Consider the following 12,475-nt stretch of genomic DNA (forward strand, 5'->3'; position numbering starts at 1 on the left):
TCCTATTCGTTCAGTTTTGAAAATATACCGCTAATTATTTATTTTGAGTATAGGAGCTAAGATATGCTATTGTCCAGAAATGATGATTATCGGTTATTTTTTAGGAATAAAGCAGTCGTGAAGATTTACAAGCCATTATGGGAAGAAGGCATATTATTGTCGCCTCAGCATTTTCAGCAACAAAATCAATACAATGATTTTGTATCGGCGACTATGCTCAAAACAACAGGGGCATTTAATTGGGGTGTTGTACAACAGCATCTTGATTACAAGGCACTCGAAGTCGGTAAAGTGAAGGTTGATTTTTTGCAACTATGCCTGCCGGACGGAATCCTGCTGGATACCCGCTTGAGCAACGATATTATCGAAGCCCGTCCTTTAGACATCGTTCCCGAAACCACGAAAAGTACTTTTGTTTATCTGGCTATCCCGGTTTGGCAGAGCCACACTTCCAATTTACTGGGAGAACAAGACAGCATCGGCACGCCACGCCGTTTCAAAAAGTATTTCCAAACCGTTTCCGATTTATTTTCGGATGAAGAAGTCGAAATTGCAGTTGAACAATACAACATGCAACTCAGATTCGATTTTGAAAACAATGATAACTACATTTTATGCCCGCTAGCCAAGCTGGTTAGAAACGAGCATGGGAAATTGGTTTTCGACAGCCGGTATGTCCCTCCTTCCGTTCTGCTTGAAAGCTCCTCCTATTTAATGGAACTGCTACAAAGACTTAAGTCTTTACTGTTCTCACGCATTCATAGTTTGTCTGCACGCAGAAAAGCACGCAGCGAAGACCTTGTCGATTTCTCCGTATCGGATTCAACGCTGTTTTGGTTTTTGCATAGCTTAAACAGTGTTTATCCGGAAATCTCGCATTTGGAATTACACCCGAACCACCATCCGGAAGAACTCTACAAATTACTCAGCCGACTTTTGGGAATGCTCTATACCTTCCGCATTTCCGAATCGGTTGAAAACATCGATCACTACGATCATTACGATTTATATAAAACTTTCAGCGGTTTGGAAATCAAAATCAGAAACCTGCTTGATGAAGTGATTCCTTCTCCTGTTATTGAAATCAATTTGGATCACTTCAAGCCGACCCAATGGAAAGCTCAAATATTTGATAGCCGTATCGACGGCTCGGCAGAGTTCTTTCTATCGGCACATTCGGATACTTTGTCGTTCCTGGAGCTTCAAAAGCAACTGCCATTAGTCAGCAAAGTCGGCGCACCGGATGACGTAGAAAGAGTAATCAATACCGCCGTATTGGGCGTGCCGCTGCAACTGCTCAACCAAGCCCCGGCAGGTCTTCCTGTGCGGATGGACAATGTCTATTTCAGGCTGGATAAAAACCACCCCGCATTTAAACGCATGCTGGAATCCCAAGCATTCAGTATTTACGTTCCCGCCTCCGTAACCAATTTACGTTTAAGTTTATACGCCGTAGTAAACCTTTAATTGAGAGACATCTGTAAATGAATAATCAATTTTTAATCAGAAGCAGTTTACGTGATACCGCTATCGCCGTGGCCGCCCTCTCCGCCGGTGCCACGCCTGAAACAACTGCAACCTGGCACGAACATGGCAAAGCCTTAGTCACCCAATTTAAAAACCATCTGCACGAGAATGGCTTTTCATCAGAAGAAATTGATGCCTTATCGTATGCACAATGCGCCTTATTAGACGAAATCGCGCTCAAGCATCTACAAGGACAAGACCGCGATGCTTGGGAAATGGAACCGCTGCAAGTTCATTTCTTCCAGTCTTATCACGCCGGCGATGTTTTGTGCGACAGAATCGAAGAATTATGTACTCATAAATCACCCAATACCAAAATAGCCGAAGGCTATCTGAGCATTTTAAATTTGGGCTTTAGAGGCAGATATATTTTAGATGAACAAGAAGCTCAAAAATGGCGAAACGAATTAAGCCGTTTTTTACCGAAGCCTGCTTACACTGCTACAGAAACTTCAGACGGCCACTTTTTCCATTCCGACCAAAAAGGCACGTTGTTGCCCAAAAGCTTCTCCTTTAATCCGGGATGGGTATTTGCCTGCTTGCTGGCGGTCACCATTGTGACGTATTTCATATACGACTTTTATTTGAGCGGCTTAGCACAACAAATCACAACCAAGTAAGTACGACTGAAATATGAATTCAAATCGTTATACTTTTTTATCCATGCTGCTGGCTTCCGGGCTGGCAGCTTTCTGCATCATCGTTTTCTATGTCAATGCCCATTGGCTTATGAAAAGTATTGTGCTCCTGTTGATGGCTGCAAGCGGTGTCGCGCTATGGTTTTTCAAAGGGAAACAATTTTTTGCGAGAAATACGGATTATCCTCACGAATCTCTTGGCATTCACAGCCAGCTCAAAAATCTTGAGCAGGTGGATAAATTCATCTTCACTTTAGATGCTGATCCCGATTCAACGGATAACAAAGTCAGCGTTTCAGACGGCATCGCTTATATTCCTGTAAGCAATCCCGAACATTTAAATAAAGTGGTTATCGGCTTGATGGATGAATACAAAAGCAAACCGCTTTTTTTAGGGTTAGCGCTCGTTTGCCGCCCCGCTGGCCATGCCGACACCACTTCTTTGCTTACCAACTGTCTGAGAAATATTCTTTTCCTCCAAAAAAATCTTAATGCCTGCATCCCTGTAAATTTGGTCATCAAAATGCCTGTCGATTTTTTAGGGGAAAATGAGCTGCTAGAACCCGTATGGTTCTCACACAAATTAAACGCAGAAGTTCAAGAATCAAACTTACCGAAACAGTTTGAAAGCTTTCAACAATATTTGGCGTCAGAATTTATTCATAACCAAAAGGCTCTGCAAAACCGACATTACGTCCACCTGATTGAAACCCTTGAATATTTAAAACAATATTTTGAAAGCCAACAAAATACAGGGTGGAATCATATCAATGTGAGAACCATCGGCATTCTGAATAATGCTGCCGCATCCTCTCACTCTCCATGGCATAAATTTATCTCCAACCGCACAGGCCGTCTGAACATTCAATATGCCTATATCGGCCAAGAGAACTCCGAACTTCATTTGCCTAAAAAGATGATTGATCAAGATTCTTTTTATAAAACCAATTGGCAGTTGAAGTTAGTGTTCAAACTACTGTGTGTTGCAGCTTTAGCACTATGGATCGCAATCATGTGTTCGGCATACAACAATGCGCAATTCTTGAAACAAATTCATGCTCACGTAAATGAATTTAAGAATAAAGATAAGCTGCCGGAATCCGAGCAACAAAGAATAACCAACGTTTTATATGCCGATCTAAATACATTGAAACGTTACCAAAACGAAGGTATTCCCTCTTATTACGGATTAGGGCTTTACCGAGCCGAAGGTTTAATTCCTACACTTGATAAGTTATTGGAGCCACCGAAGCCCGTTGTACAAGAACCGCCTAAAAAAATTGAACCCGTGGTGTTAACGATTGACAGCCTTGCGCTCTTTGAGTCCGGCCAATACGAATTAAAAGCCAACGCCAATAAATCGTTGATTAACGTGATCAAGGAAATTGAAAAACAGCCCAATACTCAAGTCATTATTGAAGGGCATACCGATAATGTCGGAAATCCGGCCAGCAACCAGAAATTATCTGAGCAACGCGCCCTTGCCGTGCGCGATTGGCTGGTTATTTCTTCCAACATTCCGGCGAGCCGCTTTGCAACAAAAGGTTATGGCGACACTAAACCTATCGCCGACAATGCTACCGAAAACGGCAAAGCACAAAACAGACGGGTAGAAATCATCCTGATTCCCGACGAAGTTATCAATCAGAAATGACATCCGTCTTAAAAATATGACTTTCGTCTAAAAAATAAATTTAATATAGATAATTTAATTAAAATAAAGAAAGTTTCCTAATATTCGTATTGGGCAAACTTTCTCCCCTCGGGGGAAATCCTAACCTTCCTCATTAAACTAAGGAGTAATATATGGCAATTCCTGCTTATATGTGGCTGAAAGACGACGGTGGCTCTGCCATTAAAGGTTCCGTAGATGTAAACGGCCGTGAAGACAGCGTTGAGATCGTTGAGTTCCAACACAACGTTCGCATTCCTACCGATGCAAACACCGGCAAATTGACCGGCACTCGTGTTCACGAGCCGATCGTTTTGTACAAAGAATACGACGCATCTTCTCCCTACTTGTTTAAAGCGGTAACTACCGGTCAAACTTTAAAAGAAGTAGAAATCAAATGGTACCAAATCGACGAATCCGGCCAAGAGAAAGAATATTTCAATACTAAGCTGGACAACGTTAAAGTGGTAGGTGTTGCACCCGTAATGTACAACATCAAAGATCCGCAACGCGAGCGCTACAACCACCTGGAGCGCGTAGAACTGCGTTACGAAAAAATCACTTGGACTTACAAAGACGGCAACATCATCCACTCTGACAGCTGGAACGAAAGCCGCGCTTAAGCCGCTAAAGTGCTGCCCTCCGGCAGCACTTTTTACTAAACACATTAAAGTTAAACACATTAACTAGAGAATTATTATGTCTGCTCAGAATCAAGCTATGCTTCTACGCCGTTTGAATGCCTATTGCCAACAGGCTATGGAAGCAGCAGCCAGTTTATGCCAAACCCGTGGTCATGCCGAAATCACAGTCGACCACTTATTTATCAAACTTCTAGAGCTGGATGAAGGCGATATCGTATCCATTCTCCGCCGCTATGAAATCAATTCAGACGGCATCTGGAACCCGCTGCTCGCCACAATGGACAAACTGCCTCGCAATGTGCGCGGCAATCCCAGCCTTTCCAAATCTTTGGTGGCATTGCTGGCCGATGCTTGGTTGCAGGCTTCTGACGACGGTAGTACAGAAATCCGCTCGTCGCATCTTTATACCGCATTATTAAAATCACCCTACCGGTTGATGAGCCAAGACGCTTGGCCTCTCTTCAGCATCACGGAAACACAAATAGGCCGTCTGAAAAACTGGCTGGATGAAGTATCAACCGAAGGCATACAGCACTCAACTCATTCAGCAGAAAGCTCTGTTGAAGAAAATGCCGGCAAAACAGAATCTGCCGCACTCTCTGTTGCCCAAAACAATCAAAATGAAGCTCTGGCCAAATTTACCGTAAACCTCACCGAAAAAGCACAAAAAGGCGAAATCGACCCTATTTTCGGCCGCGAAACCGAAATCCGCCAAATGATCGACATCCTACTCCGCCGCCGCAAAAACAATCCCATTTTGGTAGGCGAACCCGGTGTCGGTAAAACCGCATTGGTAGAAGGTTTGGCATTAAAAATTGCCGCAAATGAAGTACCCAACATTTTAAAAGATACCCAATTGCTGGTATTGGATTTAGGCCTGCTGCAAGCCGGTGCCGGCGTGAAAGGCGAATTTGAACAACGCTTGAGAAACGTGATTGAAGCCGTTCAAAACGCTGAGAAATCCACTTTACTGTTTATTGACGAAGCCCACACTTTGATTGGTGCCGGCAACAGCGCCGGCGGCGCCGACGCAGCCAACTTGCTTAAACCTGCTTTGGCAAGGGGCGAATTGCGCACCATCGCCGCGACGACTTGGAGCGAATACAAGCAATACTTCGAAAAAGACGCTGCTCTGGAGCGCCGTTTCCAAATGGTTAAAGTAGATGAGCCTGATGATGAATCAGCCTTTACCATGTTGCGCGGCTTGAAACAACGTTACGCCGCCTACCATAACGTCCACATCCAAGATTCCGCCATCGTTGCCGCCGTCCAACTTTCCCGTAAATACATCACAGGACGCCAACTGCCCGATAAAGCCGTTGATTTGTTGGACACAGCCTCTGCCCGTGTCCGCATGAGCTTGGATACCGTACCTCATCAGTTCAGCCTGATGGATGCCCAAGCTGCATCCCTGCAACGGGAAATTGAAGCTTTGAAGACCGATGATTTATTGAGCCAAGCAACCGAATCACAACAAGAAAAAATGGCTTTAGCTCAAAAAGAGTTAGACGAGTTGAACGCGAAAAAAGCAACATTAACTGCACGCTATGAAGCAGAAAAGCAACTGGCCGATAAAGTGCAAGAACTCATCGTCCAGATTAAAAATCCCGACTTGGATGACCACGCCCGCACGCAAGCCAAAGATGAATTGCACGCAGCTCAATCCGAATTGGAAAAAATGGCTTCAGACGGCCAAAGTTTAATCTTTACCAGCGTTGATGAAAGCGTAATCGCCAACATTATCGCCGACTGGACCGGCGTGCCGACAGGCAGCATTCTCAAAGACGAACTGGCCAATCTGCTGCAATTGGAAGACATCATGTCCAAACGCGTAGTCGGCCAAGACGAAGCCATTCATGCCATTGCCCAAAGCCTCCGCGCCGTTAAAGCAGGCTTGAAAACAAATGAATCACCATTGGGCGTATTCCTTCTCTCCGGCCCTTCCGGCGTCGGCAAAACCGAAACCGCTTTAGCCTTGGCTGATGCGCTCTTCGGCGGCGAGAAATCATTAATTACCATCAATATGTCGGAATACCGCGAAGCGCATACCGTTTCTCAGCTTAAAGGTTCCCCACCGGGATATGTAGGCTACGGTCAAGGAGGCATCCTAACCGAAGCGGTTCGCCAAAAACCTTATAGCGTGGTTTTGCTGGATGAAATCGAAAAAGCGCACAAAGATATTCTCAACCTGTTCTATCAAGTATTCGATAAAGGCATCATGCGCGATGGCGAAGGCAGGGAAATCGACTTCAAAAACACCGTTATTTTGATGACTTCCAACTTAGGTGCGGACGAATTAATCCAACTGCTCCAACCTGTTGAAGAAACAGCCGACGAACAAACTGCTGCCGATGAAGCAGTTGAACAAAATGTTGAAGAAGCGGCTCAAGCCGAAGGAGAACAAACAGAAGCAGCTGCGGAAGATAACACCGTAGAAATACCGGAATACACCCAAGCCGAGCTTCAAGAAGCCATCCGCCCTATTTTGGTAGAACATTTCCAAGCAGCTTTGCTGGCAAGGATGCAGGTTATCCTATACAGACCGCTTCAAACTGAAGCTTTGGCTGAGATTGTCCGCTTGAAGTTGAATAAAGTGGCGGGGCATCTGTATGAACAACATCAAACCAAACTGGTTTACAGCGATGAATTCATCAATCTGCTCGCCTCTTCTTGCACCGTCAGCGACAGCGGAGCACGAAACATAGACCACTTACTCAACCAGCAAGTGCTTCCGGTTATTGCGCAAAGCTTCTTGCAATGGCAACAAAGCGTCGGACATCCTCCGAAACAAGCTACGTTAGGTGTAAACGACGGCGATATCGACGTATTGTTTGAATAAGGCAAACTAACGAACCTAAAGGCCTTGGAATGCTTCTATCTTCTCAATCACTAATAACAAGTATTGGAAATATACGTAAAGTATTCAAAGGCCTTTATTTTGTCTAACTATTAAGCCATAAATGCACAACATTATTTTCAGACGGCCTTAAAAAGCAAAAAGCTTCCAACTATGCCCTGATACCGCGTTACCTCAATGACGTAGCTAACCCCTCCTAGATTCCGCAAAGGCGTTCAGCCCTTTCAGCCAAAAAATGTTATGATTCCACCCAATCAACCGCCTGTATTTCCATAACTGAACAATGGTTACAGGCACATAACACCGCTTTTTCAAAAGGAATTCACTATGCCGTTGTTGGACAGTTTTAAAGTCGACCATACCCGCATGCACGCCCCGGCCGTGCGCGTAGCAAAAACCATGCGCACGCCCAAAGGCGACGATATTACCGTATATGATTTACGCTTCTGCGTGCCGAACCGTGAGATTTTGTCGGAAAAAGGCATTCACACATTGGAGCACCTGTTTGCCGGATTTATGCGCGAACATCTAAACGGCAAAGACGTGGAAATCATTGATATTTCTCCGATGGGTTGCCGCACCGGCTTCTATATGAGCCTGATCGGCACGCCCGATGAAGAACAAGTTGCCGCAGCTTGGCTGGCTTCGATGCAGGATGTGTTAAACGTGCAGAACCAAAACGAGATTCCTGAATTAAACGAATACCAATGCGGCACTTACCAAATGCACTCGTTGATTGAAGCGCAAGACATTGCCAAAAACGTCTTAGAACGCAAAATCGGCGTAAATAAGAGCGAAGACTTAATGTTGGACGAGAGCTTGCTCAATTCATAAAGCGAATTTAAAAACCAAAGCTGTGGTTTTCCGAAAAAATAAATAGCCGGATAAACCAAAGGCCGTCTGAAATTATTTTTTCAGACGGCCTCATGTGTAGAAAATCCTAGCATTGTTTACAGTATTTGAAAGAAAATTCTGTATGAACACCCATAAAAACACCCGCTTAACCCCACATAGCCGTCAAGCCATATGGCGCGCTTATACCCAAGACAAAACGATCGTTACCTCTTTGGCTAGGCAGTACAACGTCAGCAGAGTAACCATTTACCGCATATCGAAAGCCGCCCGGCTGCAATTGCTGACTCCCCAAAAGAGTACCAACAACCGTTTCAAACAGGCTAAATACGGTATGAAACTCCTGGCTAAGGTCGAGCGGGAAATTGAAGAGAAATTAAAGAAAAAAGCCAAACGCTACAATAAATCCTATCTTGGCGAGATGGTTCATGTCGATACCAAACGATTGCCGCTACTGTGCCATCAAAAAGCAACCGAACAGAAGGATTATCTGTTTGTTGCTATTGATGATTTCTCTCGGGAGCTGTATGCGGCCATCTTGCCTGACCGTACTTCGACCAGCGCGACCAAATTCCTAGTGCGCGATGTGATCGACTGCTGTCCTTATACGACAGAGTGTGTTTATTCTGATAACGTCATAGAATACAAGAGCAGAGCTAATCATCCATTTAGCGTCGCATGCTATGCGAACCATATCGGCTAATTGTTACCCGCGTCGCCCGCCCACAAACCAACGGCAAAGCGGAGCGGGTGATACGCACGCTGATGGAGATGTGGCATGACAAAGGGCAATTTAAAGATTCGGAATACCGGCGCAAGGAGTTGTGCCGATTTGTAAATGACTACAATACAGTCAAACCACATAGCGGTTTGAAAGGAGAGGTACCTTTCGAGGTGTTGCAGGCTTATTTTTTTCAACCTGTTGTGTAAACAACGCGACGATTTCTAACATCTCAGGCCGTCTGAAACATTCAGACGGCCTCGAAACACGGAGCAGCTTCGTTTCAGTAACATAGCCGTGGTTAATATTGTTCTGTTCCGACGACCTTGCCGCATGAAAATCGAAGTGCCTATACCCTTTTGCCGACATCGAACACCATTTCCGCATCAAAAGTAGCACCTACACAGGCGCAAACCCGCCGACAACCAATAAATTCGCTATAATAAACATCTTTTTTCAGACGGCCTTTCTATCTGCATACCCAAAGGCCGTCTGAAACATCATCATCTTCGGAAAGCAACCCCCAACATGCCGTGGAACATACCCATTTTCCTGACCTGGATGCGCGTTTTACTCATTCCGGTATTTACCATACTGTTTTACCTGCCACACGGATGGCTGGATATGCAAACCATCAACTGGACCGCGGCAATCATCTTTGCCGTAGCCGCCGTTACCGACTGGTTTGACGGCTTCCTCGCCCGCCGCTGGAAGCAAACCTCCGACTTCGGCGCATTTCTCGACCCAGTTGCCGACAAACTGATGGTGGCCGTTGCCTTGCTGTTGCTCGTCAGCCTCGGCCGCACCCACGCCATCTTCGCCATGATCATCATCGGCCGCGAAATCACCATTTCCGCCCTGCGCGAATGGATGGCACAAATGGGCAAACGCAACAGCGTAGCCGTTGCCACTATCGGAAAATTAAAAACCACCGCACAAATGGCAGCCATTTTGCTGTTGCTTATCGGATTGCAAGATTATCACGGCTTCAACCTGCTCACTATCGGTAACATATTGATGTTTATTGCATCTGTATTAACCATCTGGTCGATGTTCTATTACTTGAAAATGGCATGGAAAGAATTTAAGCATTAAAATCCAACAAAACCCTTGACAGCAAATTTTCAGACACTATAATAGCTTTCTCTTTTGCCGAAGCCCACAAGCAGAAGCAAAACCCAAGCGGGAATAGCTCAGTTGGTAGAGCGCAACCTTGCCAAGGTTGAGGTCGCGAGTTCGAGACTCGTTTCCCGCTCCACAGTTTACTTTCAGATGTAACTCAAACGCGGGAATAGCTCAGTTGGTAGAGCGCAACCTTGCCAAGGTTGAGGTCGCGAGTTCGAGACTCGTTTCCCGCTCCAACAGCTTACATTTGAACCCAAGCGGGAATAGCTCAGTTGGTAGAGCGCAACCTTGCCAAGGTTGAGGTCGCGAGTTCGAGACTCGTTTCCCGCTCCACATTACCAAGCCGTTTACACCACTTAAGCGGCTTGAATAGCTTTAAGGCGGGATAGCAAAGTGGTTATGCAGCGGCCTGCAAAGCCGTCTACGCCGGTTCGATTCCGACTCCCGCCTCCATTATTCAAATACATCCCTTACGGCGGGGTGGCAGAGTGTTTATGCGATAAGGGGTGCAACCCTTATACAGGCCGGTTAAAATCCGCGCCCCCGCCTCCAAAGTTATTTGTCTTTGATATCTCCATAAATAGATGTGAAAGACAAAGCCCGGGTGGTGAAATAGGTAGACACAACGGACTTAAAATCCGTCGACCCTAAACAGGTCGTGCCGGTTCGATTCCGGCTCCGGGCACCATAACCATCATGATTTTCCTAAGAAAATTATCTTTTCGTATCAAATAATCCTCAAGCAAAATCTTTCCGGTTAAAGTTACTGTGACAAATTTGTGTCGTCATTTTGCGAATGGCTCACCAAATCAGACAGTATCTGAGCATGTGACTGCAAATGCTCCGACGACAGGTGAGCATAGCGTTGAACCATAGACAGTGTTTTCCATCCACCCATCTCTTGTAACACCCTCAATGGCACTCCGCGTTGAACTAACCAACTTGCCCATGTGTGTCTCAAATCGTGCCATGTGAAATCTGTTATGTTGGCCAACTCAAGACTTCTCTTCCAGTACCTACTATTTATACCAACAATAGGATTTCCACGTTTGTTTACGAAAACGTACTCGGAGTGTTTTCCTTTCTGCCGCTTTAAAACCTCAATTGCGGCATCATTCAAAACAACACCCAAAGCTTTCCCAGCTTTCATCTCATCAGGATGGCACCAAGCAACTTTACGATCTAAATCTATTTGGTCCCACTTAAGATTTAAAACATTGCTTTGTCTTAAACCAGTATTGAGACTAAATATAATCAAATCAGCAAAGTATCGTGGTTTTGCCACCACTATAAGCCTTTGAGCTTCAGCAGGCTTTAACCAGCGTACTCGCCCTGCATCCTCCTTATATTTTTCAATGAAAGGTGCTTTGTCTATCCATTTCCATTTTTTTGCAGCTGCATTCAAAATAGAAATGATAAGAGATAAATAGCGGTTCTTCGTGCTGTCTTTGCATTTCAGATTGCCTACCACATTCATCACGAACTCGTTATCAATGTGATGCAAATAAACGCCTCTGAATTGTGTCAGCATTCGTATTTTTGACTTATCGTCATCTATACTTCTTTTTGCCGCCTTTTCTTTAAGCCACTTTAAAGCGGCTTCATCCCATAAACGCTTGGGCTTTTCGCCAAGTTGGGAAACCCGCCAAGCATCATGCTTGAGTTTATCTCTCAGTTCTTCGGCTGATTTTTTGTCTTTTGTGCGAGCAGAGCGTCTAACTCTTTTTCCGCTGGGTGTTGTAAAGTCAATGTACCAGACACCGTTCCCACGGCGATAAATCCTTCAGTTTTAAGCATTTTTCTTCACTCCTGTTAGCAAGTGAAGCCTGCAATTGCTCATTCTCTTGATTAGAAAGGAATGCGTCAAGTGCACGCTGTGTAATGCAATATTTCCGTCCCGGTTTTGAGGCGTTCAGACGGCCTTCACGGATATGCTCTCGAATCGTTTCGGGATGGCATTTGCAATATGCAGCAGCCTCTTCAACATCATATGTATTCATAGCTGTTCACTCATATACTGTTTCATACACCGTGTACGTTGCTGTTTTCAGAAATTCGGCCAGCTTTCCGATAGCAAGATGCCGTTTGATTTTTGGTTCCAGTATTAAAAAATCATTGCTCGTAATGTAAAAAAACAGGCAGTAGAATCTGCCTGTTTCCGTTTGTACCGGCAACAGCCGGTAGTGCGGGTAGTTGTTTTCCGGCGGAGTAAAGCCGGGCGGGGCTTTTATAGTTTGGATTACCGGAGTAGCTTCGCTTAACATAAATATGCCTCAACAAAAAGTAAGGAAATACTTTAGATATTCATAAATCAACGTTTGAACGGTCATTTTTTCCGTCGGATGCTTTTGAATAAATTGCAAGCCAAGAACCTAACACCATAAATGCAAAAATTCCGCCTACTAACCACATGTCAATTCCATTCCAAAACTGAGCCAC

Annotated in this window: 13 protein-coding genes and 5 tRNA genes; 14 read left to right on the plus strand and 4 right to left on the minus strand. The window is 44.9% G+C overall.

Annotated features, from left to right (window positions below):
• Nucleotides 1-63: 63 nt before the first annotated feature.
• From tssK to LVJ85_RS10800, 14 genes are all read left to right on the plus strand, one after another.
• Complete coding sequence (gene tssK, locus LVJ85_RS10735) at nucleotides 64-1,467, plus strand: type VI secretion system baseplate subunit TssK (protein ID WP_231990519.1); 1,404 nt, start codon at nucleotides 64-66, stop codon at nucleotides 1,465-1,467.
• Between the two features lie 17 nt (nucleotides 1,468-1,484).
• Nucleotides 1,485-2,147: a DotU family type IV/VI secretion system protein gene (locus LVJ85_RS10740; RefSeq protein WP_085364068.1), complete on the plus strand. Its 663-nt coding sequence runs from the start codon at nucleotides 1,485-1,487 to the stop codon at nucleotides 2,145-2,147.
• 13 nt (nucleotides 2,148-2,160) lie between these two features.
• Nucleotides 2,161-3,819, plus strand: a complete 1,659-nt coding sequence (locus tag LVJ85_RS10745) for an OmpA family protein (RefSeq protein WP_244739814.1) — start codon at nucleotides 2,161-2,163, stop codon at nucleotides 3,817-3,819.
• A gap of 152 nt (nucleotides 3,820-3,971) precedes the next feature.
• Nucleotides 3,972-4,460 carry an Hcp family type VI secretion system effector gene (locus LVJ85_RS10750; RefSeq protein ID WP_085356701.1) on the plus strand — a complete coding sequence of 163 codons (489 nt, stop codon included), beginning with the start codon at nucleotides 3,972-3,974 and terminating at the stop codon, nucleotides 4,458-4,460.
• A 76-nt stretch (nucleotides 4,461-4,536) separates the two neighbouring features.
• The gene (gene tssH, locus LVJ85_RS10755) at nucleotides 4,537-7,320 is read left to right on the plus strand and encodes a type VI secretion system ATPase TssH (protein ID WP_370686919.1); all 2,784 of its coding nucleotides are present in this window, start codon (nucleotides 4,537-4,539) and stop codon (nucleotides 7,318-7,320) included.
• Between the two features lie 345 nt (nucleotides 7,321-7,665).
• The gene (gene luxS / locus LVJ85_RS10760) at nucleotides 7,666-8,172 is read left to right on the plus strand and encodes an S-ribosylhomocysteine lyase (RefSeq protein WP_244739816.1); all 507 of its coding nucleotides are present in this window, start codon (nucleotides 7,666-7,668) and stop codon (nucleotides 8,170-8,172) included.
• Between the two features lie 142 nt (nucleotides 8,173-8,314).
• Nucleotides 8,315-8,893 carry a DDE-type integrase/transposase/recombinase gene (locus LVJ85_RS10765; protein ID WP_244739817.1) on the plus strand — a complete coding sequence of 193 codons (579 nt, stop codon included), beginning with the start codon at nucleotides 8,315-8,317 and terminating at the stop codon, nucleotides 8,891-8,893.
• Nucleotides 8,869-9,120: an integrase core domain-containing protein gene (locus LVJ85_RS10770; RefSeq protein WP_244739818.1), complete on the plus strand. Its 252-nt coding sequence runs from the start codon at nucleotides 8,869-8,871 to the stop codon at nucleotides 9,118-9,120. The genes LVJ85_RS10765 and LVJ85_RS10770 overlap by 25 nt, the downstream gene beginning before the upstream one ends.
• Nucleotides 9,121-9,439: 319 nt before the next feature.
• Entirely contained in the window at nucleotides 9,440-10,006 is a 567-nt protein-coding gene (gene pgsA / locus LVJ85_RS10775) for a CDP-diacylglycerol--glycerol-3-phosphate 3-phosphatidyltransferase (protein ID WP_115134410.1), read from the plus strand.
• Nucleotides 10,007-10,093: 87 nt separating this feature from the next.
• Nucleotides 10,094-10,169: transfer RNA gene (locus LVJ85_RS10780), tRNA-Gly, on the plus strand.
• A 27-nt stretch (nucleotides 10,170-10,196) separates the two neighbouring features.
• Nucleotides 10,197-10,272 (plus strand) — tRNA-Gly (locus tag LVJ85_RS10785).
• 21 nt (nucleotides 10,273-10,293) lie between these two features.
• Nucleotides 10,294-10,369 (plus strand) — tRNA-Gly (locus LVJ85_RS10790).
• Nucleotides 10,370-10,415: 46 nt separating this feature from the next.
• A tRNA-Cys gene (locus LVJ85_RS10795) sits at nucleotides 10,416-10,489 on the plus strand.
• 145 nt (nucleotides 10,490-10,634) lie between these two features.
• Nucleotides 10,635-10,724, plus strand: a tRNA-Leu gene (locus tag LVJ85_RS10800).
• A gap of 75 nt (nucleotides 10,725-10,799) precedes the next feature.
• Here the strand turns inward: LVJ85_RS10800 and LVJ85_RS10805 are convergent.
• From LVJ85_RS10805 to LVJ85_RS10815, 4 genes are all read right to left on the minus strand, one after another.
• A complete protein-coding gene (locus tag LVJ85_RS10805; RefSeq protein ID WP_370686920.1) occupies nucleotides 10,800-11,513 on the minus strand; it encodes a tyrosine-type recombinase/integrase in 714 nt (237 codons plus the stop codon).
• 194 nt (nucleotides 11,514-11,707) lie between these two features.
• Nucleotides 11,708-11,833: a hypothetical protein gene (locus tag LVJ85_RS13370; RefSeq protein ID WP_255733921.1), complete on the minus strand. Its 126-nt coding sequence runs from the start codon at nucleotides 11,831-11,833 to the stop codon at nucleotides 11,708-11,710.
• On the minus strand, nucleotides 11,782-12,036 hold the full coding sequence (locus tag LVJ85_RS10810) for a helix-turn-helix domain-containing protein (protein WP_244739819.1): 255 nt from the start codon (nucleotides 12,034-12,036) through the stop codon (nucleotides 11,782-11,784). Before LVJ85_RS10810 ends, LVJ85_RS13370 begins: the two co-directional genes overlap by 52 nt.
• A 6-nt stretch (nucleotides 12,037-12,042) precedes the next feature.
• The gene (locus LVJ85_RS10815) at nucleotides 12,043-12,300 is read right to left on the minus strand and encodes a lipopolysaccharide heptosyltransferase (protein ID WP_244739820.1); all 258 of its coding nucleotides are present in this window, start codon (nucleotides 12,298-12,300) and stop codon (nucleotides 12,043-12,045) included.
• Between the last annotated feature and the right edge of the window lie 175 nt (nucleotides 12,301-12,475).

The sequence above is a fragment of the Neisseria sp. Dent CA1/247 genome (assembly GCF_022870825.1).
Classification (GTDB): Bacteria; Pseudomonadota; Gammaproteobacteria; order Burkholderiales; family Neisseriaceae; genus Neisseria; species Neisseria zoodegmatis.